This window comes from Gracilibacillus pellucidus (assembly GCF_033949965.1).
Taxonomy (GTDB): Bacteria; Bacillota; Bacilli; order Bacillales; family Amphibacillaceae; genus Gracilibacillus; species Gracilibacillus pellucidus.
The window spans coordinates 1-26,942 of record NZ_JAWZSR010000017.1; the positions used below are offsets into that span (position 1 = coordinate 1).

The following is a 26,942-nucleotide window of genomic DNA, read 5'->3' on the forward strand; positions in this document are numbered from 1 at the left end:
TTCCGCTCCTCTTCTTGCAACTTCCGCTCCTCTTCTTGCAACTTCCGCTCCTCTTCTTGCAACTTCCGCTCCTCTTCTTGCAACTTCCGCTCCTCTTCTTGCAACTTCCGCTCCTCTTCTTGCAACTTCCGCTTCTCTTCTTGCAACTTTTGCTTCTCTTCTTGCAACTTCTGCTCCTCTTCTTGCAACTTCTGCTCCTCTTCTTGCAACTTCTGCTCCTCTTCTTGCAACTTCTGCTCCTCTTCTTGCAACTTCTGCTCCTCTTCTTGCAACTTCTGCTCTTCTCATAAAAAAAACAAAAAGACTAACGACAAGGTCAGCCTTTTTGCTCTAGTAATTTTTTATTAGTTTTCTTTGTTTTCATCATCGTTTTCGATAATGTCTTCCATTTCACGTTCTGCGTCATCCATGTCTTCTTCTACATTATCACCGATATCTTCGCCTGTGCCACCATCTGGATTTTCATCTGTTGGAGCTTCCTCTTGTGGTTGTTGCTCTTCTAATGGTTGTTCAGGCTCTGCTGGTTGTTCTTCTTCTTCATTTTGCGCACAGCCTGCTAATAAGGCTAGTGATACCAGGAATGCTGTAAGATACTTTACGTATTTTAATTGCATCTGTTTATCCTCCTTTAGTCTTGTTCAAAGCTAGCTTTTCCAAATAAGGTACAAAATATGCCATTATTTTTGACTAAAGGAAGATTTTTTGCCATGTAATACTCCTTTGATTAGAGTCTTACTTTACAGCAAACGTAATTTCCGCTTCACAAGCAAGTTCACCGTCAACAGTGGCAACTGCTTTCCCTTTTCCGATTGGTCCTTTGATGCGGATAATCTCCACTTCCAAGTTCAATTGGTCACCTGGTTGTACTTGGCGTTTGAAGCGACATTTATCAATTCCTGCAAGAAAACCAATTTTTCCTTTGTTTTCTTCTTTGCTCAAAATCGATACTGCTCCAACTTGCGCTAATGCTTCTACAATTAATACACCTGGCATAACAGGATAATTCGGGAAATGCCCTTGGAAAAATGGTTCATTAATCGTCACATTTTTAATACCACTAATACGTTTTTCATCTTGCTCGATTATTTTATCTACCAATAAAAATGGATAACGATGTGGAATCGTTTCTTTAATTTGTTCAATATTCATAGGTACCGCTCCTTTTTATCTTTTCTTCACTTGCAACAAAACACGTGCATCACATTGGAAACACGTGTCATCCTCGTTTATCCGGTGTAAACATCCGTAAAATCCCCACGACAAGCTTCGAGTTATATTAAGGAAGGAAAAGTGGGGGGCTTTCCTGATAAGTTTCGCTAACGATCAGCGGGAATTCAATATTCCCACTGATTGAAGTCTCACTTTATTTACCATCTATAAAGTCCCAAATGTGCTGCCATGTTTCAAGGCGCAACACATCTAACGCATCTCCATCTCCAAGTACACTAAATCCGATAATTAAACCGAGCATTAAAGCAAATAAACTTAATACGACAACGATCAAGACCTTCGCCCAGACTGGAATTAGTCGACGAACATATTTTTTCGGCTTGCCTTCCTGATTATCTGCCCTTGTTTCCTTCTTAGCTTGTTCTTCTTTAGTTGTATGTTTTGTTTTTCTTTCCTCTGCCATAAGAAATGACTCCTTATTTTTCACTATATTATCGTAATTGATTAATGAGACCTTGCATTTGGTCATGCATGGAGATAGTTTTTGCGTTAAATTGATATGCTCGCTGCGTTTCAATCATATCGGTTGTTTGCTTAGCTAGATCGATATTAGACGTTTCTAATGCGCCGCTCTTTAAACGCACATCTGCTTGGCCAACATTATTCACAATTTCTGCCAATGGATAATTATCTAAAGATTCTTCAGATAAACGAAATAGATTGTTGCCTGCCGCTTCTAATAAACGCGGTCGAACAGCCTGTACAATTTCTAACTGCCCCTCGACATTCTGTACGCCATTACGAGTTACATTAATTGCTCCATTCTCCTCAATCTTCAAATCATCCATATTATTCATTAATACAATTGGCTCGCCACCCGCACCAAGGACAGGATTACCATCTGACGTTACAAGCATTACTTGATTGTCTTCTTGTGGTGATAAATAAAAGTTACCTGCTCTTGTATAACGAGTCTCTGCTACACCATTTTCCTCTACTGCTACTTGGAACAATTGATCGTCTCCAAGTAGAGCAACGTCCAGATTTCGATCGGTTACTTCCATAGAACCTTGCTCGAAATTAACATTTGTATGACCTAGCTTTGCTCCAGATCCAATACGTAATCCTTCAGGCGTTAATCTACCTACTGGATTAGTCGGGTCTGGTTCCGTATTGATTTGCTGTGATAGTAGGGAGGAAAAATTGGCATCACGACCCTTAAAACCAGCTGTATTGGCATTTGCAATATTGTTACCAATATTATCTAGACGGTTTTGTAATTGTCCCATCGTTACAGCTGCCTGTATCGTCATTCTTGTCATCTCGTTCTACCCCCTATATCATCCTAATCGCGCAATCTCATTGACTGCTTTATCTAAACTACGATCATATTGTTGAATAATTTTTTGGTTCGCTTCAAAGCTTCGATACGCCTGCATCATATCTGTCATCGTTTGACCTGTATCCACATTAGAATTTTCTAATTGATTTTGCAAGACATTAAATTGCAATCCAGCTACACCTCTAGCATCAACTAGTGCTTCCGCATCTTCCCCAAGCTCAAACAAGTCTTGTCCATTTTTTACGAGGTCATTAGCATTAGCACTATAAGAAATGTCTAAAGCAACCTCACCATTATCCGTCTGTACGAAACCTTCAGGAGTGACAGTAAAAGACATATTATCTGTATTAATCGGATTGCCTTCATTATCTAGTACATAGAAGCCTTCATTTGTTGTTAAGTTTCCTTCTCCGTCAACCGTAAAGTTACCATTTCTCGTGTAACGGACATCTCCATCACCATTTTGCACAGTAAAGAAAATAGAGCCTGTATCATCAGGTGTTTCCCCTTGGGCAAGGGCCATATCTGTTGCAATATCTGTCTGACGAAGACCACCCTGAACAAAATCTGGAATGGTTTCTTGTACATATACACCTGAATTAATGGCACCAATTTCCGTCATTGTCGGTACTTTCGTTCCTTGTGAAGTAGGAATATCACGATTTTCCACACGTTGCATTAATAATTCTGGAAATGCACGCAAAGCAGTTTGATCTTGTTTATAACCAGGAGTCTGTGCATTTGTCATATTATTAGATAACACTTCCTGCCTACGTTGCTGTGTTAGCATTCCATTGGTCGCAGTATAAAATCCTCTTAACATAGGTTAGAGCTCCTCTCTTTTGCACATCATAATGGGAGTTAAAGTATGATACTTTAACTCCTATATCACGGTATATCACACAATCGAACGTTCTAATTTATCAATATTATCAAGCATAATTCCTGTTCCTTTAGCAACACAGTTCATTGGCTCTTCTGCTAATAAAACAGGTACTTTTAATTCTTCTGCAAGTAATTGATCTAAACCGTTCAAGAGTGCTCCACCGCCAGTTAAGATAACACCTCGGTCAATAATATCAGCAGATAATTCTGGTGGTGTTTTCTCTAAAACTGTTTTGGCTGATTGTACAATTAATGCGATTGATTCTCTTAACGCCTCTTCTACTTCTGATGAATGAATCGTAATGGTTCTTGGTAAACCTGAAACCATATCTCTACCACGAATATCGATTGACTCATCACGTCCACCAGGGAAAACAGTTGCAACATTGATTTTAATATCTTCTGCTGTTCTCTCCCCGATTAATAATTTGTATTTACGTTTAACATACTGGAGAATTTCCGTATCAAATTTATCTCCGGCCATTTTAATCGATTGAGCTGTTACAATATCCCCCATCGATAATACAGCGACATCTGTCGTACCACCACCGATGTCAACAACCATGTTACCACTTGGTTGGAAAATATCCATACCAGCGCCGATTGCTGCTACTTTCGGCTCTTCTTCTAAATATACTTTTTTACCGCCAGATTTTTCTGCTGCTTCTTTAATTGCTTTTTGCTCTACTTTTGTAATGTTTGTTGGGCAGCAGATAAGCATTCTTGGTTTAGACAAGAATCCTTTTACATTAATTTTGTTAATAAAATATTTCAACATCGCTTCTGTTACGTCAAAGTCTGCGATAACCCCATCTTTTAACGGACGAATTGCCTCAATATTTCCTGGAGTACGTCCAACCATACGACGCGCTTCTTCACCAACTTCTAATACTTTACCTGAGTTACGATCCATCGCAACTACTGAAGGCTCATCAAGTACAATGCCTTTTCCTTTGACATGTATAAGTACATTTGCAGTTCCTAAGTCTATTCCAATATCTCTTGAAAACATGATTGTGTATCCTCCCTAATTTCAATACCTTACTTCATTCTTGTCAGTTCTTGTCTATGTATGCTGTCAATTAGTTTCCATTCTTATTATAGTACATAATACCTCTAATTATATATAATATCATAAACAATAGAAAATCGTTATATCTTTCCAAAAAAAATTTCTGGTTTTTTATCGAATATATGTGGAATATTGATGATGTATGGAGTCTCTGTATATAAGGGATATAAAATTGGTTATTAAGGAGGACATGAGTTATTTAATTTGTCAACATTTCTTCTTCATCAGCTAGTTCTTTTTTATCATTTACCTGATATTTCATTTTCGTTGCTTCTCCACCTCTAAGATGTCTAATTGCTTTATGGTGCCTTAATATTTCTTTCACTTCATTCGCTAATTCCGGGTGTAATTCTGGCAATCGTTCTGTCAAGTCTTTGTGTACAGTACTTTTCGAAACGCCAAATTCTTTTGCAATAACTCGTACGGTCTTCTTTGTATCAACAATGTACCTGCCAATTTTTAATGTTCGTTCTTTGATGTAGTCATGCACATCACTCGCCTCCCATAAGTTGTCAGTCCAAGGTGTGAACAGAGACAAGTACATTCCTATAGTGTTATATGATTAAAACTAAAGTAGCGCATCCTCACCTTAGACAAATAAAACATAATTTGTATCATCTTATTAAACGGCCCATCCCAATATGACAGGAATTTAAAATGGACAAGAAGAAAGAAAAAAGGCGATGACATAATGTCACCACCTTTTTTTCTTAGCCAATATCACCGTAATCAGGATCACATTTTTTTAATGATTTCATCGACTATTCTCCCACTCCCGTTTTTTCTTTATATTCCTAGACCGTCAGATGCCTTCAATGGTAATCTTGCGAAAAAGTGATCACTCCTTTTCTCCATAAAACATTGATATGAATATATAAAGAAATGTTGCTTTCTTGTTGCTAACCCTAAATAATACTGCGTGAATGGTGTATCTACAGGTTGCTTGTCAAGTATGACTTCCGCCATTTGATGATTCCCCTTCACAATTTCGATATGAGCTGTTTCGATAGGATCTGTAGTGGTGATGCCTTCTACCTTACCAAAATGTGCACAAATAAACGGATATGTTCTCATATTGATCTTTTCTAATATATCTTGATCTCCTAATTGGAGCGCTATATACTTCGCTTCTTCTATATGGTAGATACTAGAGTCAAAATCTTCAAAAATGTAACTGAGTGCTAAATTCAAGTGGAGATGGACTTTTTGTCTGACATGATGAGGCATTTGAAGTGCTTCGTAGGCGTTTTTTCTTGCTAGAATCAATTCGTTTCTCTTCCAATAATAATGAAATAAGATGACTTTTATTCTAATTTGGCAAAAGCTAATAAAGAGTGGATTATCTATTTGGTGTAATAATTTTTGTATTTTATTTAAGTAAAAACCAATTTTCTCATAATTGTATACTTTTCTATCTACTTCTATGTATAAGAAATATCGTAAACAGCTTATCTCTGGATGTCTGGAGGTAATCGCTTTCGATAAAGTTCGAATAGTATGAACTTGTTTACCATTATGCAAATCTAACATGAGTTGATAGAGTATAGCAGCTTCATGATTTAACGTATTATCACTCTTTTGATTTTCATCAATAACATATTGTAATTCTTGATAACATTGGTTCAAATATAAATATTCTAATCCTAAGCGCTTGTCCGTATCTGAATCAGTCTTAAACAAAAATTGCTTTGCAAGCTCTAATTGCTCTACTTCTCCACTATCCATACTGATCAATGTTAAAAATTGTGATAATTGGAGTTCTATCTGTGATTCACATTCTCTTATTGTCCCTATTTTTGTTTTTATTAATACCATAGTTTATCTCCTTTCCAGTTACCTATTATTCCATAATGAAAAAATTATTCAATAGGTTTTTAGAAAGAATCGTTCGTCAAATTAAGAACGTTATCGACAGTTTATGATTGTTTTTGATTAGTATATTATCGAATATACGTAAACATTCTGCGAAAACAAAAATCTCCCTACCTTTTTATCGGTAAGGAGACTTGTCTTAAGCTTCTTCCATTGCTCGTGAAGACTCTGGTTCGCTTTCTGATTCTACATCCGCACTATCATCTGGTGACTCTTGATCTTGCTGTTGTTCTTGCTCTTGTTCTTGCTCTTGTTCATGCTCTTGTTCTTGCTCTTCATCAACATCAGAATCAGCACGTTCTTCCTGCTCTTCAGGCTCCCGTTCATCATCTTCTGGTGCTACGATTTTATTAATCGGCTCATTCACAAAACTTTCTGGGTTAACTGGTACACCATCTTTTCTTACTTCAAAATGGACATGCACCCCATTATCTTGCCCTAATGTGTTTTGTCCAGCAGTTCCAATTGTTTCACCCTGCTCTACTTCATTACCTTCTTCTGCAAATATTTCTTCTAAACTAGCGTAATAAGTGGAAATGCCTTGTTCATGCTCCAACTTCACCACATTACCTAGTAGCGGATCTTGCTTCACTTCTGTCACCGTTCCTGATAAGGACGCTACGACATCAAATGATTGGTGATCAGATGTAGAGAGTGCAATCCCATCACTTTGATAGTATTTGTTTTGGTGTAAGATTAACGCACTTTCTTGCTCACTTTCATCTGCTCCATAATCATAAAATTTGGTCACGATTTCCACTTGCAAGTCTTCCGTTACTGGTAATTCCAATACCTCTTGTTGACTCATCACTGTCGTTGCATCTTCTTCTTCGCCTGCTCCATCATTACCTTTTGACAGGTCGTCTAGCTGCTCTTCCATATCATCTGCCATATCTGGTACTTGGTTCACAACACTTTGATACCATAATACCCCTGTTAGTAGTAGTGCAGCCACTGCTAGATAGACAGCAGGAAAAAACCATTTTTTCTTGAAGATACGTTTCCAACTATTTTTTGAAACGTTCTTGTTTTCCTCCATTATGCATCACCTCAGCTACCATTGTGATCAAACAGAGGAAAAAATATACATGATTTTTCTATTTTTTTGCTAAAAGTGTAGGAGTTGCCTGTTCAAGCGTACTTACTTCCACCCCTTGATAGTAATGTTCAATGATATCTTGGTAGTTTTTTCCTTCTAATGCCATACCATTCGCACCGTATTGACTCATCCCTACACCATGACCAAATCCTTTCGTCGTAAACACATAATGATCATTTTTCTTTGTTACGGTAAAGTCATTAGACAATAAATCTAATTTCTGTCGCACGTCACGGCCAGTATATGTTTTACCACCAATTTCGGCTGTTGCCACTCGTTTACTTTCTGTTCTCGTTAATTGGAAGTCCTCTGAGTTGCTAAGTTGTACATCTAATTTTTCTTCTAATTCTTCTTTCGTAAAGACTTGTTGATCAAAAAATCTAGGGGATATCTCTTCATCCCAAGGACTTTCGACTGTTCGTAAATATGGTATTTCCCCTTCCCAGTAATCCTCAGAATTCTCTGTATACCCATTGCTAGTAGAGAAAAAGGTTGGTGTAATCGGTTGCTCACTATACGTAATAATTTGCCCTTGTGTCTCTGCTACAGCTTGTGTGATTTTATTTATTTTCTGATGATAATCACTTCCTAAAGATTCTCGCAATTCATCTTCGCTTTTATATACTTGATGCTCTGTCGTGTCTGTTATATCTGCACCACCTGCAATTTCTGCTGGATCCTCTTGCATAAGAAATCTAACAATATACGTTCTCGCCGCCAATGCTTGTGCTTTTAATGCTTCTAACTCAAAATCTGCTGGCATTTCAGAAGCAACGACGTGCACAACATATTCTTCAAGTGGTATTTCTTCGACTTTATTTGTTTCAGATCGTAATACTTCAACAGCAAAAGGTGATTCCAATGATACCGTTGTTGCCTCCGCTTCTTCTCCCTCTTCTTCTGCTCCATTCTCTGATGAAACAGCTACTTCATCTCCTTTAAATGGAAGAACAATAAGCGTTGGAATGATAAACATAAACGTAAGCGTTGTTGCAACGATAAGAATGGTCGGAATTTTCCAGTTGAATTGCGACTTTTGTTTCTGCCATTTAGCCATGGGTATCCTCCTCCATGATTCTTGATTTCCTACTCTATTTTATTCAAGGAATAGAATATTAGAACCCGATAATTGTCTGAGATATAGAGTGGGAATCCTACTAGTTGCTCTGTGTACAACCGTATGGAATAGACAAGCTAGTCATATAGGATTGTTTCATTATCTATTGGATGACACGTTTGAATAGATTCGCTTTCGTTTGTGCTAGCAAATCGATTTCGTGACACTTCCAGGCCGATTTCCCTTCACTTTTCTCAGCAAGCCTCTTGTTTATAAAAAAGAAGGACTAGCTCAGGTAGCTGTCCTTCTTTTACTTTGTTATACTTCTTGCTTTTCTACGATTTCTTTTGTTTCGTCTTGGTTTACTCGTTCAATGTCTGCACCTAATCTAGCAAATTTACCAGTGATGTCTACATATCCTCTATCAATATGATGCAAGGATGTAATACGTGTATAACCATCCGCCACTAATCCAGCTAAAATTAATGCTGCTCCAGCACGTAAGTCTGTTGCCGCTACTTCAGCCCCTTGAAGCTCAACAGGACCTTCGACGATAACACTACGCCCTTCAATTTTTAACTTAGCATTCATTCTACGGAATTCTTCTACATGCATAAAACGGTTTTCAAACACTGTTTCCGTAATAACACCTGTACCAGCTGCTTGCAACATTAGTGCCATCATTTGTGACTGCATATCAGTTGGGAATCCAGGGTGGGGCAATGTTTTAATATCCGTAGCTTTTAATTTTTTCGGTCCAATTACTCGAATACCAGTGCCTTCTTCCGTAATCTTGACACCCATCTCTTCCATTTTAGAAACTAGCGCGCGAATGTGTTCGATTTCAGCATTCTCAATTAAGACGTTTCCACCTGTAATAGCTGCTGCAACCATAAATGTTCCTGCTTCAATTCGGTCTGGAATGATAGAGTGTTCTACACCATGAAGTTTTTCGACACCTTCAATTTTAATTGTTTCCGTTCCAGCACCTGTAATTTTAGCACCCATTTTATTTAAATAATTTGCTAAATCAACTATCTCAGGCTCTTTTGCTCCATTTTCAATCGTTGTTTTACCTTTTGCAAGAGCTGCTGCCATCATAATATTTTCTGTCGCACCAACACTAGGCATATCTAAATAGATTTTTGCTCCACGCAATCTTCCATTGGTAGATACTTCTACAAAACCGTTACCAACATGAACTTCTGCCCCCATTGCTTCGAACCCTTTTAAGTGCAGGTCAATCGGACGCGAACCAATCGCACATCCTCCTGGCATAGCTACTTTTGCATGACCATATCTTGCTAAAAGTGGTCCTAAAACAAGAACGGACGCACGCATTTTTCTCACATACTCAAACGGAGCTTCCGTTAATAATGGTTTTGTAGCATCAACTGTAACCGTATTACCTTCATACTCTACGTCTGCATTCATATGTTTTATTACTTGATTTATTGTGTGTACATCTGCCAAAGCAGGTACTTCGTGTATAACACTTTTTCCTTCACTTGCAATTATACTTGCGGCAATAACAGGCAGTACGGCATTCTTTGCTCCTTCAACTCTTACAGTACCATTTAACTGCCTACCACCACGTACGATGATATTTTCCAAGGCTCATTCTCCTCTGTAACCATATTCATTATTATTAGTATTCATGTATTAGGATAGGTGTTCCTATAGTAAGAGTTGTCCGATCTGCTACTCCTTCTCTTACTGCAATTTGCATATTAATTTCGTTGTCTTGTTGTTTCCATGTATTTTTCCAATCAGGGATGTAACCTGTCCATGATTGAATACTTGCATCATTTATTTCGTCAATTATTGTCATATTTAGTCTTTCACTCAAAAAAATCTTTAAGCAAACAATATCTATAATACCATTGTTCCAGCCTTCAACACAAGTAAAAGTTTGCGCATTCTCCGTAAATAGGTCATTAGTAATTGTGCTAATTTGCTTATGGTAATCTTTTCGTATAGTTGGTGTCGAATCTGTAGCTGTAATCGTATAAATTATTTGATAAAGAGATTCTTTTTCATTCACTCTTACTAATAACACTGATTCGGTAATCGCTGTTGATTCTTGTCGGTCTCTTTCGAATTTTATGCTATTTTCATCTTGCTCGATTAATTGAAACTCCTCCATAATAGAAGCTATCTTATCAATATCATCAATTTTTCTAGATTCTTTTATAATAGTTTGATAGTTTTCTAGCTTTAGATCGTAGTGATCAAGAACCTCCAGCATATCATCCAATTCTTTTTGATTATCACTATCTGTTTTTGTTTCTATCATTACTTGATCAACCATTAACATAAAAATAATAATGCCTACAGAAATAAAAAAATACTTCATTCCCCGCACTCCTTTTTTTACTAAAAGTATCGTCAGGAAATAAAGTATTCATACTTCTATCTATTAAAAAAGATATATTAATTGCTGTGACCATTTCAAAAAGTCTAGGAAAAAGTGACTTACAGTAGAGCCTATCGCAATTGTAATTAAAACAATTAAAATTCGTGCTTCCCACACTTTGTTCTTTCTAAATAATTCATCGAAATTCAGTGCTTGAATAACCTGCCATGTAATCACAATAAAAACTATGTGTGACAACATACCAATTAAGCCTTCTTGCGCCAAACTTTGCATCATAATCTATCCCTCGTTTACTCTTTTTTCATTCATTTTAACATATTTAGCAATGATTCGCTTCCGCGGGTCAAACTTCGATATTTCCCGGGAAATTTAGCGAGATAAGGTTGTTGATTGTTTTTTTCAGAATTTACTGGCAACTTAAAAAGAGGCTGCACTCAACCTTTTTGGTTGAGGCAGCCTCTTTCCTATTATTTATTTTCTACGACATCAATTCGGTTTAAGGCACGTTTAAGTGCTAATTCTGCCCTTCTGAAATCAATTTCATCTTGCTTAGCTTGTAAACGACGCTCTGCTCGTTCTTTTGCTGCACGAGCACGCTCAAGATCGATGTCCTCAGGTCGTTCTGCTGATTGTGCAAGAATTGTCACTTTATCAGGACGAACCTCTAGGAAACCTCCACTAACGGCAATTCGTCGTGGATTTTCTCCTTTTAAGCGCACCGCACTAATCGACAGTGGTGCAACGAGCGGAATGTGACCTGGTAAGACCCCAAGCTCTCCACTTTCAGCTTTACAGCTAACCATTTCAAATGAATCTTCCAGAACAGGGCCATCCGGAGTAACAACACTTACTGTTAGTGTATTCAACAGAACCCCTCCTTAGGCTGGAATAAAAGCTAATGACTCATTATGCCATTTGCTTTGCTTTTTCTACTACTTCTTCAATGCGTCCAACTAAACGGAATGCATCTTCTGGAAGGTCATCATATTTACCATCAAGAATTTCACGGAAACCTTGCACCGTTTCTTTAACTGGTACGTATGAACCTGGTTGACCTGTAAACTGTTCAGCAACATGGAAGTTTTGTGATAAGAAGAACTGGATACGACGCGCACGAGCTACCGTCAATTTATCTTCATCAGATAACTCATCCATACCTAGGATGGCGATAATATCTTGTAATTCTTTATATTTTTGTAATGTTTGTTGTACTTCACGTGCTACATTATAATGCTCTTCCCCTACTACTTCAGGGTCAAGCGCACGAGAGGTAGAAGCAAGTGGATCTACCGCAGGGTAAATACCTTGCTCTGACAATTTACGATCAAGGTTTGTTGTTGCATCTAAGTGTGCGAACGTTGTAGCTGGCGCCGGATCCGTATAGTCATCGGCAGGTACATAGATCGCTTGGATAGATGTAACAGAACCTTTATTTGTTGACGTAATACGTTCTTGTAATTGACCCATTTCCGTTGCTAGTGTCGGTTGGTAACCAACGGCTGATGGCATACGACCAAGAAGCGCCGATACCTCAGAACCTGCTTGCGTAAAACGGAAAATGTTATCAATAAATAGTAGTACGTCTTGGCCTTGTTCATCACGGAAGTGTTCTGCCATTGTAAGACCTGTTAACGCAACACGCATACGAGCTCCAGGTGGCTCATTCATTTGACCGAATACCATTGCTGTTTTCGAAATTACACCAGAGTCTTTCATTTCATAGTAAAGGTCGTTCCCTTCACGAGTACGTTCCCCTACACCAGCAAATACGGAAATACCACCGTGCTCTTGTGCGATATTATTGATTAGCTCTTGAATAAGTACGGTTTTACCTACACCCGCACCACCAAATAAACCGATCTTACCACCTTTAATATATGGTGCTAATAAGTCTACTACTTTGATACCTGTCTCTAAAATTTCTGTTTCCGTTGAGAGATCTTCAAATTTCGGTGATTCACGGTGAATTGGATCACGGTGAACATCTGCTGCAAAATCCTCATCAAGGTCGATTTTTTCACCTAATACGTTGAAAACACGACCTAATGTCACATCACCTACTGGTACTGAAATTGGTGCATTAGAGTCCGTTACTTCCGCACCACGTTGTACCCCTTCTGTAGATGACATCGCAATTGTACGTACAGAATCATCACCTAAGTGAAGGGCAACTTCTACTGTAAGTTCTTGTGCTTCACCGTTTGCTTCATACTGTACTTTTAACGCGTTGTAAATTTCAGGGAGGTGTCCGTCTGCGAATTTAACGTCGACAACCGGTCCCATAATTTGAATAACGTGTCCTTTTGCCATCGATTTCCCTCCTAACATAAAATTGCTAATCTATTATTCCAATGCGGCCGCTCCACCAACAATCTCGGTGATTTCCTGCGTAATAGCTGCTTGTCTTGCACGGTTATACTGTAATGATAAATCATCAATAAGTTCATCCGCGTTATCTGTCGCACTTTTCATAGCAGTCATACGAGAAGCATGCTCACTCGCTTTACTATCCAATAATGCGCCGAAAATTAAACTTTCCGCATATTGTGGCAATAATACATTTAATATTTCTTGTTGATTTGGTTCATATTCGTATGAACTTTTCACATTACCAGCCTCTTCAGCAAGGTCTGTTAATGGTAAAAGTTTTTTCGAGGTTACTTTTTGTGAAATCGCACTAATGAAGTGATTATAGAAAATCACTAATTCATCAATTTCCTTTTCAATAAATAACTCTACCGTTTCAGATGTTAGATCTTTAATGTCAGCAAAGCTCGGCTGATCAGAAAGACCAGTGATTTCTTTCAAAATAGGAATGTTACGTTTTTTGAAAAAGTCACGCCCCATACGTCCTACCGCGATCACAGCATATTCATCTTTCGATTGATGATTATTTTGAATCGTACGATATACTTCACGAAGTATCCCACTATTAAAAGCACCTGCAAGCCCACGATCTGCCGTGATGACAAAATAAGCGGTCTTTTTCACTTCACGAGTTTGAAGCATGGGATGCTCTACATCTTTACCACTACCAGCAATACTTGTTACTACTTCCTTAATCTTATTGCTGTATGGATCAAACGCTTTGGCAAATTCCTCTGCACGACTAAGCTTTGATGCAGATACCATGTGCATCGCTTTTGTAATCTGCTTCGTCTTTTGTGTGGAATTTATTCGTGTTTTTATATCTCTTAGAGATGCCACGTTGTTTCACCGCCCTTTCCGGAAAGGTTGACGTTATTGCTTGAAAGTGCCATTAATAGACACTTTCACTTTTCTTTGTCTAGCTCGGAGTGTCCAGAAACTAGTGCCTTTCCCTCAGCTTCGTACGATAAAGGAGACTTGCCGACTGACAAACTTGTGAAGTCAGAGGCCTAGTCGAACTTATACCTTTAGGTGAAAGTCATCATCCGTTCCTTCGTCACGGTGATTCCTTTATCTCCTGCGCTTCAGTCCAAGTCATACGTTTCTAACCGGACACTTTCACTTTTCTTCTATTATTCTGATACGACAAATGTTTTCTTGAATTCTTCGATTGCTCCGCTCATATCGCCTTCGTCTGCTAATGTTCCTGTTTCTTTGATTGTTGTAAGAAGTTCTGGCTTGTTATTGTCTAACCAAGTTAAGAACTCTGCTTCAAAGCGTGTAATATCTTCAACAGGGATATCATCTAAGAATCCTTTCGTTAATGCATAAATAACCATAACTTGTTTTTCTACTACTAGTGGTTTATGAAGACCTTGTTTTAGTACTTCAACCGTACGAGCACCACGGTTTAATTTTGCTTGTGTTGCTTTATCTAAGTCAGATCCGAACTGAGCAAATGATTCCAATTCACGGAATGATGCTAAGTCTAGACGTAATGTACCAGCAACTTTTTTCATTGCCTTAATCTGTGCTGAACCACCTACACGTGATACAGATAGACCAGGGTTGATCGCTGGACGTACACCTGAGAAGAATAAATCAGACTGCAAGAAAATTTGTCCGTCTGTAATGGAAATTACGTTTGTTGGAATATAAGCAGAAATATCACCTGCTTGTGTTTCAACAAATGGAAGTGCTGTTAAAGAACCTCCACCTTTTGCATCACTAAGTTTTGCAGCACGCTCAAGTAGACGAGAGTGTAAGTAGAATACATCCCCTGGGAATGCCTCACGACCTGGCGGGCGGCGTAATAGTAATGAAAGCTCACGATAGGCGTTCGCTTGTTTTGTTAGATCATCATATACAACTAATACGTGCTTGCCATTGTACATGAACTCTTCACCCATCGATACCCCTGCATATGGCGCAAGATATTGAAGTGGCGCTGGTTCACTAGCACCGGCAGATACAACGATTGTATAATCTAATGCTCCATGTTTACGAAGTGTTTCAACTGTTCCACGTACTGTCGAATCTTTTTGACCGATTGCTACATAGATACAAATCATGTTTTCTTCTTTTTGGTTCAAAATCGTATCAATTGCTACCGTTGTTTTACCTGTTTGACGGTCACCGATAATAAGCTCTCGCTGACCACGACCAATTGGTACAAGGGCATCGATCGCTTTAATACCTGTTTGTAATGGCTCATCAACTGACTTACGATCCATTACACCTGGTGCTGGTGATTCGATCGGACGTGCTTTAGAAGTTTCTACTGGCCCTTTACCATCCACTGGTTGTCCTAATGGATTTACGACACGACCAATAAGTTCCTCCCCTACTGGCACTTCCATAATACGACCTGTACGACGAACTTCGTCACCTTCACGAATTCCTGTATATGGTCCAAGGATTACGATCCCGACATTTGATTCTTCTAAGTTTTGTGCCATACCCATGACACCATTCGAAAATTCAACTAGCTCACCAGACATAACGTTGTCAAGTCCGTGTGCACGTGCAATACCATCACCAATTTCGATAACTGTACCAACATCGCTCACTTCAATGTCTGAATCATAGTTTTCAATTTGCTGTTTAATCAGTGCACTGATTTCTTCAGCTTTAATGCTCATGCCATTTCACCCCTATCGTTCGTTAATTTGCTCTTCTTATTTGTCGTTCAAATCGATCCAATTTCCCTTTAATCGTACCGTCATATACGGTGTTTCCGACTTTAATTCGGACACCACCTAGTACAGTTGGATCAATTTCATTGTTTATTTTCACTTGTTTTGCATTGAATTTTGTTGTAATTATTTTTTCAATTTCTTGACTTTCCGCATCTGATAGTGCACGAACGGAATAAACTGTTGCCTCTTTGATACCTTTCGCAACGTTTGCAAAGGTAATAAAATGATCTACCATATCTGGAACAATTGATTCGTTGTGACGATCTACAAGTAACGAAAGTGTATGTAGTACATCCTTCGAAAAGCCTGTAAATACCTCATTTAGTAGTTGCTTTTTCTTATCTGCTTCTACTTTTGGATGCTGTAAAAAGGAAAGAAAGTCTTCATTTGTTTGATAAACTTCTTTCACTGTCATCAGTTCTGTTTCCAGGAAGTCGATTGTTTCCTTTTCTTGACCGATTTGAAAAAGAGCTTCTGCATAACGTTTTGCTACATTCGTTTTACTCATCGCTCTTCTCCTATCTCTTTAATGTACTCACTGATTAACTGTTCTTGGTCTTCTGCACTAATTTCTTTTTCAATTACTTTTGTAGCAATTTGTACGGACAATGTTGCCACTTGTGCTTGAAGTGCCTCGACTGCTTTTTCTTTCTCGCGCGCAATATCTTCCTCAGCAGATTTTTTCAAACGTACTGCTGCTTCATTTGCTGCATCGATAATTGCTTTTTCTTGCTGAGTTGCCGCTTTTTTAGCGTCCTCAATGATTTGTTGCGCTTCTTGACGCGTTGCTTTCAATTGCTCATTTGCTTGTTGAGCTGCTTTTTCTGCATCAGCACGGTTCTTTTCAGCTGTATCAATTTCATTCGCAATATAGTTTTCGCGCTCTTCCATTTTGTTCATTAATGGACCCCACGCAAACTTTTTCAATAATGCAAGTAAAGCAACAAAACTAGCAATGGCGAATAGCATATCTCCACCATTTAAACCACCGATATCCGCAGCTTGAATGACGAGTCCATCTGTTAAAAGTTGCACAGTGCTCACTCCTTCCCACGATTAATCATCTATTTCATTCACACATTACATTCCATCATTAATTAAAACTAGTAAACATTTTAAGGCTTTTTACAAACGAATGGCGAAGGTTGTCTTAGACGAACTCCGCCATTCTATATCAGAAATTATTAGCTGCCCATTACCATGAAGGCAATTACTACGGCGAAAATTGGAATCGCCTCTACTAACGCTACCCCGATAAACATTGTTGTTTGAAGTGCACCTCTTAATTCTGGTTGACGTGCAATCCCTTCTACTGTACGACTTACGATCATACCGTTACCTAAACCAGCACCTAGTGCCGCTAAACCAATTGCAATTGCTGCTGCTAAAGCTCCCATTATATTTCCTCCTTTAAATTGTATAAATTATTTCATAATGTAATATTTCTAATGGTCTGAACTCACTTTATGAGACATGTACACCATTGTTAACATGGTAAAGATAAATGCTTGAATAGCACCTATGAATAAACTGAATCCTTGCCAAGCCATCATCGGAATAATAGATATTAATGTAAACGGCAAGGCAGCAAGCGCCATTTTTGTAATAAGTGATAATAAAATCTCACCTGCGAAAATATTACCGAAGAGACGTAGACCTAATGTTAAGGTGTTCGTAAATTCTTCAATAATCTTAAATGGTAGTAAAAACGGTACAGGGCGCACATAATCTTTTGTGTACTCTTTGAACCCTTTCACTTTCACCCCGTAATAATGTGTTAATAAGATGACTAATGCTGCCAAGGATAATGTAATCGAAGCATCTGAAGTAGGTGATTTCCACCACAAGTTATGATCCCAAACTACCATCGTAATAACACCTAGTATATTACTAATAAAGATATAGACTAATAGTGTTAATCCGAGTGGAAGGAATACTTTCCCTGTCTTCCAATCCATCGTATCGTTAATAATTCCTTTGACAAAGCCAATAATCCACTCCATGAAATTTTGGAAACCTGTTGGCTTCATTTTTAAGTTTCTTGCTCCTAAAGTACAAATAATAAATACAATAACAGAGGCAACAAACGTCATTAAGGTAGTGGAAAGGTTAAAATCTAACCATGAAATGCCAAATAAGTCATAATGAAACGGTGATTCGTGGTCCAATTTCTTCACCTCACTTCCTTTTGCTCGTCTAATTTTCTAAAAATTGCAAAATCTATCATAATAACAACATAGGTTGTCATTAATCCCAAAATAACGCCCATCAAATGGAAATACTCTTCATATCGCATAGCAATAATTACTGCTAACGCCGCTGAGGCTAATCTAGTAAATGTACCGATACCACCAGCTTTACCGCCATCTTTGATCGCTTGTCCAAACCGATCAATCTTGCGTTGCATTAGCCATAAATTATAAAAACTTAATGCTGTTCCTAGGAGAAGTCCGAGGAATATCCTTGGAAAAGGTGTAAATCCCCAGCCAAGAACAAAAAGTGCAAGAAGATAGAACATCCATTTACGTTGACGGGTTATCATATTTTTATATTGATTCATCATTACTCGTCTCCCGTTACATCTCTTACGTAAAGAATGATCCCATAAAAACCAGTTCCCAGACCGATAAATAGTCCGATCACTAGAAAAAGTGGTGATGTGGATAAATACTTGTCAACCATTCTTCCAATCAGTAATCCTATGAGCGGTATACCGGCAATTTGCGACAAGATGATACTGTACGCTTTTATTCCAGCATAAGGGCTCTTGTTGGATGGTGACATATACTCTCTCCTCATTATTATGTAAGACGAAATTCACCTATGTATAAAACTAAGAATATCATGTCTATTCCCTTTTTCTGTGACCTGATTCACGGTTAGTGAAAACCTTATCATCCACACTAAATTAGCATACAATAGGGGGTTACTATTGTCAATTGATTTTACGTTCAAAAAACAAAAATAAACCAACAAAATTCCACATTTAAAGCTTGATCCCTTTATGCAATAGTAACGAACTGATCGATAGTACTTTTTGAAAATATTGTGACAATTAGTTCGAGTAGCGAAATATATAGCCTCAAGCAGGATAGAGGGCCATTATTCCTAGTCCTCTATCCTTATTTATCAAAGGGTTTCATTCAGGATTACCATCCCAAATTGTTTGGTATTGATAGGTTTGATTTTCGCTTGTTTCGATCGTTATATTGGCAATATATTGATTTTGAAGTTGATTTTCTTGGGAAATTTCTCCTTCCACTACACCTGGCATTAATTCTGTTTCTTCCACTATCGTTGTCACATAAGAAAAGGTAGCCATATCATATAAATCAATCGTTAATTTCTCTGTCTCTTCGACAAGATACAACTGATAATGATACGTATCATCTAGTGGTGTTACCAACAATTCAAAGCCCATTCCTTTTGGTATTTCCTCATTACCTGTTACAAACATATATGGAATTGGTATATCATTTAGCAAAAGGTAACCTTGCTTTATACCATCCTCAAGCTGATTTGCTCTAATGGTTACATCTACCGGAATTTCTTTCTTCTCACCCGCCTCTAACGTAAAGCTTTTAGGCAATTGAAAACGAATAGCTGATTCTTGCTCTGGTAATGAAAAAGCATACGTTTTAGGTTGATCAGAAATATTCTCCATAACTAATTTACTTGTATGATGCTCATTATGCTCCTCTATCTTCCCAAATTGCAGAAAAGATTGATACATTAAGGTGTCTGTTTCTAGTGCTTTCTCTAGATTTACTTTTCCAGCTCCTTGTTCTGTTGGATAAAAGTTTTCTAATGGTTCAGCTGTCGTTAAAATAGCTGCTTTTAGCTGTGCTGGTGACCAGTCTGGATGTGCTTCTTTTAACACGGCTAAACCCCCTGCTATATGTGGTGCTGCCATACTTGTACCATTTAATGCCTGATAACCTCCAGGTACTGTACTTAAAATCTCTGCTCCAGGCGCAACTATTTCGGGTTTTATCGACCAATTAACCGTTACAGGACCACGTGAACTAAAATCTGTTATCGTATCTTGGATTTCTTCATAGTCAATGGATGCATAACCAGCATTCTCTTTTAACCATTCGCCATCTTCTTTGCTAATTGCTGCTACTGGTATAGAAATATCAGGATTTATCGCACCTTCAAATACTTCATCCTCATTATTTATAATTAACAGAGCTGCTGCTCCAGCATCTTCTGCTTCTTGTGCTAATTGAGCAAATGGAATTTCCTGATCGCGCTCCATCACCAGTAGCTTGTCTGTCTTACGCTCTTTTTCCACACCTACCACTTGTAAATCACGCGTAAAATCCCACTCAGGTGAGTTCTGCATCGGTACCATCTCTATCTTTTTATCTCGAAACCGTTCATACAAAAAAGGGCGCTTAATAGTCGGAGTAGATGCTCCAACGGAAATGACTTGATCAGCTGTGGCAGGTGACCCTACTGTCCACAAATCTGGCCCCGCATTCCCATTAGCAATCACTACCGCAACTCCTGCTTCTGTCGCGCGATTAACCGCAACACTCGTTGGCCAGTCAGGTCCATTAATGGTATTGCCTAGCGAAAGATTAATAATGTCCATCCCATCTTTTACTGCAGCTTCAATCGCCGCCATCACTTGGACAGATGTTCCTGTTCCACCCGGTCCAAGTGCGCGATAAGCATAAACATCTGCATCTGGGGCCACTCCTTTCATTTGCCCGTCTGCTGCGATGATTCCAGCAACATGTGTCCCATGCAACGTCGGAATCCCTTGGTCTTGTGTTGTTTCCATCGGATCATCATCAAAATCAACCAGATCAAATCCACCTTTAAAATTCTTCTGTAAATCTGGATGTGTATAGTCTATCCCGGTATCAACCACCCCTACTTTCACCCCTTTTCCCGTAAAAGGAAGTGATTCTGGCATCATAAAAGGAACACTTTCGTTGATATTTTCGGTGACTTGTGTTTGATATGTTTGTACGGAATAGGATTGCTGCACATTGTTTCGCCTTTTAATACGTTCCAGGCTTCGTCTATCTGCCTTAATCGCTATGCCATTAAATACCGTATCGTAAACAGCGAGCACTTCTACATTCGGGTGATAGGTTTCGATTTCTTCAGCAAATAAATGCGGATCATCTTCTGTTTCAAGAATAAAGGAGTATTCGGTTTGATCCGTGATAACGGAAGTAAATAAGAACAAAGATAAAATGAATGACATGAGAAGCACTCCTTATGATGAGATAGAAATATTGTTTACGAGTGGATGCGAAGATATGTATGATTTCTAGCTTGTGGTGAAAATATCTGTGATTGTGATGGTGGTGGTTTACGTTTTTATTTTGGTTCTGGTAGGAGTGGTGGGAGTGTATCGCAGACATAACTTTTTTTCTCTCTGAGTTTTGTCTTCGAGGCCGCTTATCAACGACTTAACTTTCCTTTTTCCCTGAGTTGTGTCCGTGAGACCTCTTCTCATGGACATAACTTTTCCTTTTATCCGAGTTGTGTCCGTGAGACCTCTTCTCATGGACATAACTTTTCCTTTTATCCGAGTTGTGTCCGTGAGACCTCTTCTCATGGACATAACTTTCCTTTTATCCGAGTTGTGTCCGTGAGACCTCTTCTCATGGACATAACTTTCCTTTTATCCGAGTTGTGTCCGTGAGACCTCTTCTCATGGACATAACTTTTCCTTTTATCCGAATTATGTCCGTGAGACGACTTAACTTTATTTTCTCTCTGAGTTATGTCTTCGATAATGTAAAAAAGCCTTGCGCACCGTGGCACAAGGCTTTCGTTTCATTTTTATTTTGTTCCGTACAAGCGGTCTCCGGCATCGCCTAGACCTGGGATAATATAACCTTTTTCATTCAGTTTTTCATCAAGTGCACCTAGATAGATATCAACATCTGGGTGTTCTTGTTGAATCACTTCGACCCCTTCAGGTGCTGCAATTAGACACATTAACTTAATATTTGTCGCTCCACGTTTTTTCAATGAATGAATAGCATCATTGGCAGATCCACCCGTTGCAAGCATTGGGTCAATAACGATTAATTCACGTTCATCAATATCACTTGGAAGCTTGATATAATATTCTGTTGGTGTTAACGTTTCTGGGTCACGATAAAGACCAACATGCCCTACTTTGGCAGCTGGAATTAACTTCAACATACCGTCTACCATTCCTAATCCCGCTCTCAAAATAGGAATTAAACCAATTTTCTTACCACTAATTACTTTCGTTACAGCTTCTGTTACAGGTGTTTGGATTGTTATGTCTTCCAATGGAAGGTCTCTCGTAATTTCAAAAGCCATTAACATAGACACTTCATCAACTAGCGCACGGAATTCTTTCGTCCCCGTATCGTTTTTACGTATATACGTCAGTTTGTGCTGGATTAATGGATGGTCTAATACATGTACATTACTCATGAGGGAATCGCTCCTTTAGTTATATATTTTCGCTCTCATCAAAAATTCATCCTTTAAATTCTACAGAAAAACATACAAGCATGCAAGTGTAATGAGAGATTTCCTCACGGTACGCAGTGATTACTTCGTTATTTGCAGCGCCTTTTCCTGTGCTATCAAACATAATTCCGCTGCTTTTAGGGCGTGAGCCTGTGTCATCGCATTCTCTGTTCGGTTGATACAATCTTTAATCAACTCACCGAAAAAAGGGTAGCCCACTTGGCCTTGTAAACTATAATGTTTTTCCCCTTCTTTGTTGACTAAGTATAGCTGATTACCGCCTTTATCTGTTGCTAAATCAACATATTTACGGATTTCGATAAAACCCTCTGTACCAGTGATAAATGTTCTGCCATCGCCCCATGTACTTAATCCATCTGGTGTAAACCAATCGACGCGGAAAAATTGAGTTGCTCCGTTATCACCTAATAACGTGGCATCTCCGTAGTCTTCCAGCTCTGGATATTCGGGATGATGGTAATTAGCTACTTTACTGTGCAAGACTTCTGCATCTCCGCAACCTGTATAAAATAAGAACTGCTCAATTTGGTGACTACCAATATCACATAAAATACCACCATATTTTTCTTTTTGATAAAACCAATCAGGTCGACTCGGCGCATTTAATCGATGTGGTCCGAAGCCTGTTACTTGTAATACATTTCCGATTGCCCCTTCTTCAATTAATTGTCCAGCAAATACCGCACTTTCCACATGCAAGCGTTCACTATAATAAACCATATATTTTTGACCTGTTTCTTCGATGACTTTCTTCGTTTCTTCTAACTGGGCTAGCGTTGTGAACGGGGCTTTATCGGTAAAATAATCTTTCCCAGCCCGCATGACCTTATTTCCTAGCGCACTCCGCTCAGATGGAACCGCCGCAGCTGCTACTAGTTTTACTTCTTCATCTGTTAAAATTTGTTCTAATGAATCTGCTTGTTTCGCTTGAGGGAATTTTGTCAAAAAGTTATCCACTTTTGTTTGATCTACATCATATACCCATTTCAACGTTGCACCCGCTTCGATTAATCCATTACACTGACCAAAAATATGGCCATGATCAAGACCTGCTGCCGCAATAATGAACTCTCCCTCATTTACAACCGGATTTGGTTTTCCTTTTGGTGCATAATTCATTCCATCTGCCTCACTCATCTCTACCACTCCTTTTTCATGGTTAAAACCAATCAGCATAGCCCATTTTTCGCAAATTTTCCGCAGAGTCATGCAGACAATCAAACGGGTCACGACCATAAGTATCATCTTGCTCAATCAAAAAGTAGTTAGCTCCAGCTTCTACACTTGCTTCTATAATGGCCGGCATATTCAAATTGCCTTCCCCAACTTCTGCAAACTCAATTAAGTTACTAAACCTATCAGCAACATTTTTGCGATCTTGCAACTCTTCTTCTGTTAAACGAAATTCACCAATTCGATAATCTTTTAAATGAATCAATGCCACACGGTTTTTATATTGTTTAATAAGGTCTACTGGATCGACTCCTGCGCGATGAATCCAGTGTACGTCTAGTTCGAATCCAAGTTTACTCGTCTGTTCTTTCATCATATCTAATAAAAACTTGCCGTCATAACACTGGAATTCAATATGGTGTGTATGATAATACAGTTCAATCCCTTCCTTCGCTAATCTATACGCCATTTGCTCCGCTCGCTCAATAAAGGCCATTATTTTTGCTTGGTCAGCCATAACGGTAAAAGGGAGCATGCCAATCCGAATAAAACGACAGTTCAATGCTTTAGCGTCAGCGACAATTTTGTCATAATTATCCCGTAGGTTTTCTTGCTCTGTATCTGGCATCATTGGCTCTAGTGGTGCACTAATTGCGGTAATATCAATATCGAAATCCTCACTTGCTTGCTTCAACTCTGCAACGTTTTCTGTCGTCATTGGTATTTGAGATACTTCTACTGAGCGGAAGCCTAACTGACGGATTTTTCTCATTGTTTCATATGCGCCCAATTCTGCTACTTTCCCTTTCAACATCATCATCTGCACGCCTATTTTAGCTTTTACCATGTTATCCCCTCACTCGCTTTTCTTGATTTCTACGCTTGGCTAGCTCTTCTGTGTATTTGTTCTCATCAATCGGCAATGATACTTCTTCATTTAACCAACTTGATAAGTGCATCGCATTCGCTAGTTCCACACCATGAATTCCATCACTCCCCGGAGCTATAAGTGGGACATCCTCTAATATATTGGCGGCAAAGTTTTCTAGCACAGCTACATGCTGACCACCCCAAACACTCTCAAACTCTACTACTTCTTCTTGATAAATACCCCGAGGTCCTTCCCCTTGAAATATTTTTTTTACATCCTCCATCGACATCGTGTCACTCATTTCCTGTTCGGGCTTATTCAAGCGTTTAATCGTAACTTTTTTGCTATCATCCACAGTGATTTTCCCTTTGTCACCGAGAATCTCCAAGCGGTCCGTGCCAACCACATCATGTGTGCAAGTAATAAATACCCCTGTTGCACCATTTCCATAATCGAATATGGTCGTGACATCATCTTCGACAGGAATATCACGCTGGTAACCATACTGTGCTTTTGTATACACTTTTTCTGGCATCCCACCTATCCATTGCAATAGATCAATTTGGTGTGGCGCTTGATTAACTAGAACACCGCCACCTTCACCATCCCATGTTGCACGCCAAGAACCAGCATCATAGTATCCTTGTGGTCGCCACCAGGTTGTAATAATCCAATTCGTTCGTCTAATCGCACCAATTTCACCATCATCAATCAGTTCTTTTACCTTTTGATACAGTGGATTTGTTCGTTGATTAAACATAATCGCATACGTAAGATTTGGTTTTGACGCAGCAAAAGCATTCAGCTCTTTCACTTGTTTCGTATAAACACCTGCTGGTTTCTCCAATAATGCGTGAATATCACGTTTCAATGCTTCTATCCCCATTTCCGGATGGACATAATGTGGAACACAAGTGACAATCGCATCTACATCACCACTTTCCAACATTTCGATATAATCATGATAAAAAGGAACTTCAGGAAAGGCATCAGTGGCTACTTTCTGCTTTTTGGGGTCACTATCACAAATAGCTCCTATCTCCATATTGCTAATGCGACCTTCCTTAATAAAGTTTGCATATGCACCGCCCTGTTGACCAAAACCGACAATACCTAATTTTACTTTTGACATAGATTATTCACTCCCTTTATCTATTTCAAGGCGTTTCTGTCGATATTTTTTCGCCGTAATACCTACGTGCTTTTTGAAAAATCGACTAAAATGCGAAACGCTTTCAAACCCACATTCATCTGCTATTTGCTGTAATGACTTGTTCTCTTCTATTTCTAACAAAAATTTGACTTGCTTTAATCTAGTTGCCATCACATATTCCATAACGGTATAACCTGTCATTTCTTTAAAAACGTGTGAAACATATGATTTACTAATGGTTAGTGCACTAGCTATTTGTTCAATCGATAATTTTTCATGGTAATGTTGTTGAATGTACGAGGCAATATTTTCGGCGTGTTGTGCCTTCTCATATTGTTCGCTTACTGCTTTTTGAGAGGCGTTTTGTCCAAGCTGATTGACAACGATTAATAGTTGGATTAATGATGTTTTTAATTGCCATTCTTTTTCCTTGCTTGGTATCGTGATGTCTTCACTTATCTCGCTCATCTGTTTAATTAATAATTCTACTTCCCTACTTTGTTTGCTCGTTTCTGGTCGAATCAAACAATGATGTAACTGATGAAACACCTCTAACAACATCTGAGCTCCTAAGCCATCCAAAGCTGGCATAACAGTGTGCGGTAAAAAGTGAATATGACTCCTCACATATACACTATCTGCAGGCAAGTTAGGCTTATGCAACGCTAAACCATCCATTAGCAAAATGTCACCAGGTTGTAAATCATAAATTTGATTATCAATTAAATAATGACAGGTACCTTGATGAAACAAATAAATTTCATACTCTAGGTGAGAATGCGCTTTCAAATTGTCGTATTTACCTGTAAGCCGATAGTTGACAGAGATTTTATCCATTAGCATCACCTCTACCGCTTTCTCCTTTATTCTATTGTAAACGATTAGATAATAATATAGCCAATATTGTTCTATTTTTTTCTTTTTTTGACTGAGCGTGCACTTGGGGATGTTGGGGGGGCTTCTTGCAAGTTCATGTTCTCTTCTTGCAACTTCCGCTCTCTTTCTTGCAACTTCCGCTCCTCTTCTTGCAACTTCCGCTCCTCTTCTTGCAACTTCCGCTCCTCTTCTTGCAACTTCCGCTTCTCTTCTTGCAACTTCCGCTCCTCTTCTTGCAACTTCCGCTTCTCTTCTTGCAACTTCAGCTCCTCTTCTTGCAACTTCCGCTCCTCTTCTTGCAACTTCCGCTCCTCTTCTTGCAACTTCCGCTCCTCTTCTTGCAACTTCCGCTCCTCTTCTTGCAACTTCCGCTCCTCTTCTTGCAACTTCCGCTCCTCTTCTTGCAACTTCCGCTTCTCTTCTTGCAACTT

31 protein-coding genes are annotated in these 26,942 nt (G+C 38.8%); all 31 read right to left on the reverse strand.

What is annotated here, in order from left to right; translation table 11 throughout:
- Positions 1-272: hypothetical protein (locus SH601_RS16740; protein WP_319959485.1), on the reverse strand; the 272-nt coding region annotated here is incomplete at its 3' end.
- A 72-nt stretch (positions 273-344) separates the two neighbouring features.
- Positions 345-614 carry a hypothetical protein gene (locus SH601_RS16745; protein WP_319959486.1) on the reverse strand — a complete coding sequence of 90 codons (270 nt, stop codon included), beginning with the start codon at positions 612-614 and terminating at the stop codon, positions 345-347.
- Positions 615-732: 118 nt separating this feature from the next.
- Positions 733-1,149, reverse strand: a complete 417-nt coding sequence (fabZ, locus tag SH601_RS16750; protein WP_319959487.1) for a 3-hydroxyacyl-ACP dehydratase FabZ — start codon at positions 1,147-1,149, stop codon at positions 733-735.
- A gap of 214 nt (positions 1,150-1,363) precedes the next feature.
- Positions 1,364-1,633: a DNA-directed RNA polymerase subunit beta gene (locus SH601_RS16755; protein ID WP_319959488.1), complete on the reverse strand. Its 270-nt coding sequence runs from the start codon at positions 1,631-1,633 to the stop codon at positions 1,364-1,366.
- A 28-nt stretch (positions 1,634-1,661) separates the two neighbouring features.
- On the reverse strand, positions 1,662-2,492 hold the full coding sequence (locus tag SH601_RS16760; RefSeq protein WP_319959489.1) for a flagellar hook-basal body protein: 831 nt from the start codon (positions 2,490-2,492) through the stop codon (positions 1,662-1,664).
- 18 nt (positions 2,493-2,510) lie between these two features.
- Complete coding sequence (locus tag SH601_RS16765) at positions 2,511-3,335, reverse strand: flagellar hook-basal body protein (protein WP_319959490.1); 825 nt, start codon at positions 3,333-3,335, stop codon at positions 2,511-2,513.
- Positions 3,336-3,410: 75 nt separating this feature from the next.
- Entirely contained in the window at positions 3,411-4,409 is a 999-nt protein-coding gene (gene mreB / locus SH601_RS16770; RefSeq protein ID WP_319959491.1) for a rod shape-determining protein, read from the reverse strand.
- Between the two features lie 259 nt (positions 4,410-4,668).
- Positions 4,669-4,959: a sporulation transcriptional regulator SpoIIID gene (spoIIID, locus tag SH601_RS16775; protein WP_319959492.1), complete on the reverse strand. Its 291-nt coding sequence runs from the start codon at positions 4,957-4,959 to the stop codon at positions 4,669-4,671.
- A gap of 296 nt (positions 4,960-5,255) precedes the next feature.
- Positions 5,256-6,284, reverse strand: a complete 1,029-nt coding sequence (locus SH601_RS16780; protein WP_319959494.1) for an AimR family lysis-lysogeny pheromone receptor — start codon at positions 6,282-6,284, stop codon at positions 5,256-5,258.
- A gap of 196 nt (positions 6,285-6,480) precedes the next feature.
- A complete protein-coding gene (spoIIQ, locus tag SH601_RS16785) occupies positions 6,481-7,380 on the reverse strand; it encodes a stage II sporulation protein SpoIIQ (protein ID WP_319959495.1) in 900 nt (299 codons plus the stop codon).
- 58 nt (positions 7,381-7,438) lie between these two features.
- Complete coding sequence (spoIID, locus tag SH601_RS16790; RefSeq protein ID WP_319959496.1) at positions 7,439-8,497, reverse strand: stage II sporulation protein D; 1,059 nt, start codon at positions 8,495-8,497, stop codon at positions 7,439-7,441.
- 318 nt (positions 8,498-8,815) lie between these two features.
- Positions 8,816-10,111, reverse strand: coding sequence for a UDP-N-acetylglucosamine 1-carboxyvinyltransferase (gene murA, locus SH601_RS16795; protein WP_319959497.1), 1,296 nt, complete (start codon positions 10,109-10,111; stop codon positions 8,816-8,818).
- Positions 10,112-10,145: 34 nt separating this feature from the next.
- On the reverse strand, positions 10,146-10,853 hold the full coding sequence (locus tag SH601_RS16800) for a YwmB family TATA-box binding protein (RefSeq protein WP_319959498.1): 708 nt from the start codon (positions 10,851-10,853) through the stop codon (positions 10,146-10,148).
- 63 nt (positions 10,854-10,916) lie between these two features.
- A complete protein-coding gene (locus SH601_RS16805) occupies positions 10,917-11,150 on the reverse strand; it encodes a DUF1146 family protein (protein ID WP_319959499.1) in 234 nt (77 codons plus the stop codon).
- A 191-nt stretch (positions 11,151-11,341) separates the two neighbouring features.
- Positions 11,342-11,740, reverse strand: a complete 399-nt coding sequence (locus tag SH601_RS16810) for a F0F1 ATP synthase subunit epsilon (RefSeq protein WP_319959500.1) — start codon at positions 11,738-11,740, stop codon at positions 11,342-11,344.
- A 40-nt stretch (positions 11,741-11,780) separates the two neighbouring features.
- Entirely contained in the window at positions 11,781-13,184 is a 1,404-nt protein-coding gene (gene atpD / locus SH601_RS16815; protein WP_319959501.1) for a F0F1 ATP synthase subunit beta, read from the reverse strand.
- Positions 13,185-13,217: 33 nt separating this feature from the next.
- Positions 13,218-14,081: an ATP synthase F1 subunit gamma gene (gene atpG, locus SH601_RS16820; protein ID WP_319959502.1), complete on the reverse strand. Its 864-nt coding sequence runs from the start codon at positions 14,079-14,081 to the stop codon at positions 13,218-13,220.
- 293 nt (positions 14,082-14,374) lie between these two features.
- Positions 14,375-15,883, reverse strand: coding sequence for a F0F1 ATP synthase subunit alpha (atpA, locus tag SH601_RS16825; protein ID WP_319959503.1), 1,509 nt, complete (start codon positions 15,881-15,883; stop codon positions 14,375-14,377).
- 22 nt (positions 15,884-15,905) lie between these two features.
- Positions 15,906-16,448 (reverse strand): F0F1 ATP synthase subunit delta, encoded by a 543-nt coding sequence (locus SH601_RS16830; protein ID WP_319959504.1) that lies wholly within the window; start codon positions 16,446-16,448, stop codon positions 15,906-15,908.
- Positions 16,445-16,975 carry a F0F1 ATP synthase subunit B gene (gene atpF, locus SH601_RS16835; protein WP_319959505.1) on the reverse strand — a complete coding sequence of 177 codons (531 nt, stop codon included), beginning with the start codon at positions 16,973-16,975 and terminating at the stop codon, positions 16,445-16,447. Before atpF ends, SH601_RS16830 begins: the two co-directional genes overlap by 4 nt.
- Positions 16,976-17,124: 149 nt before the next feature.
- Entirely contained in the window at positions 17,125-17,337 is a 213-nt protein-coding gene (gene atpE, locus SH601_RS16840; protein WP_089742974.1) for a F0F1 ATP synthase subunit C, read from the reverse strand.
- Positions 17,338-17,385: 48 nt separating this feature from the next.
- Complete coding sequence (gene atpB, locus SH601_RS16845; protein WP_319959507.1) at positions 17,386-18,108, reverse strand: F0F1 ATP synthase subunit A; 723 nt, start codon at positions 18,106-18,108, stop codon at positions 17,386-17,388.
- A gap of 5 nt (positions 18,109-18,113) precedes the next feature.
- Positions 18,114-18,500 carry an ATP synthase subunit I gene (locus tag SH601_RS16850; protein WP_319959508.1) on the reverse strand — a complete coding sequence of 129 codons (387 nt, stop codon included), beginning with the start codon at positions 18,498-18,500 and terminating at the stop codon, positions 18,114-18,116.
- A gap of 2 nt (positions 18,501-18,502) precedes the next feature.
- The gene (locus SH601_RS16855; protein ID WP_319959509.1) at positions 18,503-18,724 is read right to left on the reverse strand and encodes an AtpZ/AtpI family protein; all 222 of its coding nucleotides are present in this window, start codon (positions 18,722-18,724) and stop codon (positions 18,503-18,505) included.
- A 355-nt stretch (positions 18,725-19,079) separates the two neighbouring features.
- A complete protein-coding gene (locus tag SH601_RS16860) occupies positions 19,080-21,164 on the reverse strand; it encodes a S8 family serine peptidase (protein WP_319959510.1) in 2,085 nt (694 codons plus the stop codon).
- A gap of 584 nt (positions 21,165-21,748) precedes the next feature.
- Positions 21,749-22,378 carry a uracil phosphoribosyltransferase gene (upp, locus tag SH601_RS16865; protein ID WP_319959511.1) on the reverse strand — a complete coding sequence of 210 codons (630 nt, stop codon included), beginning with the start codon at positions 22,376-22,378 and terminating at the stop codon, positions 21,749-21,751.
- Between the two features lie 120 nt (positions 22,379-22,498).
- Entirely contained in the window at positions 22,499-23,575 is a 1,077-nt protein-coding gene (locus SH601_RS16870) for a Gfo/Idh/MocA family protein (RefSeq protein WP_319959512.1), read from the reverse strand.
- 22 nt (positions 23,576-23,597) lie between these two features.
- A complete protein-coding gene (locus tag SH601_RS16875) occupies positions 23,598-24,458 on the reverse strand; it encodes a sugar phosphate isomerase/epimerase family protein (protein ID WP_319959513.1) in 861 nt (286 codons plus the stop codon).
- A 1-nt stretch (position 24,459) separates the two neighbouring features.
- On the reverse strand, positions 24,460-25,614 hold the full coding sequence (locus tag SH601_RS16880) for a Gfo/Idh/MocA family protein (protein ID WP_319959514.1): 1,155 nt from the start codon (positions 25,612-25,614) through the stop codon (positions 24,460-24,462).
- 3 nt (positions 25,615-25,617) lie between these two features.
- Complete coding sequence (locus SH601_RS16885) at positions 25,618-26,472, reverse strand: helix-turn-helix transcriptional regulator (protein ID WP_319959515.1); 855 nt, start codon at positions 26,470-26,472, stop codon at positions 25,618-25,620.
- A gap of 71 nt (positions 26,473-26,543) precedes the next feature.
- Positions 26,544-26,942: hypothetical protein (locus SH601_RS16890; RefSeq protein ID WP_319959516.1), on the reverse strand; the 399-nt coding region annotated here is incomplete at its 5' end.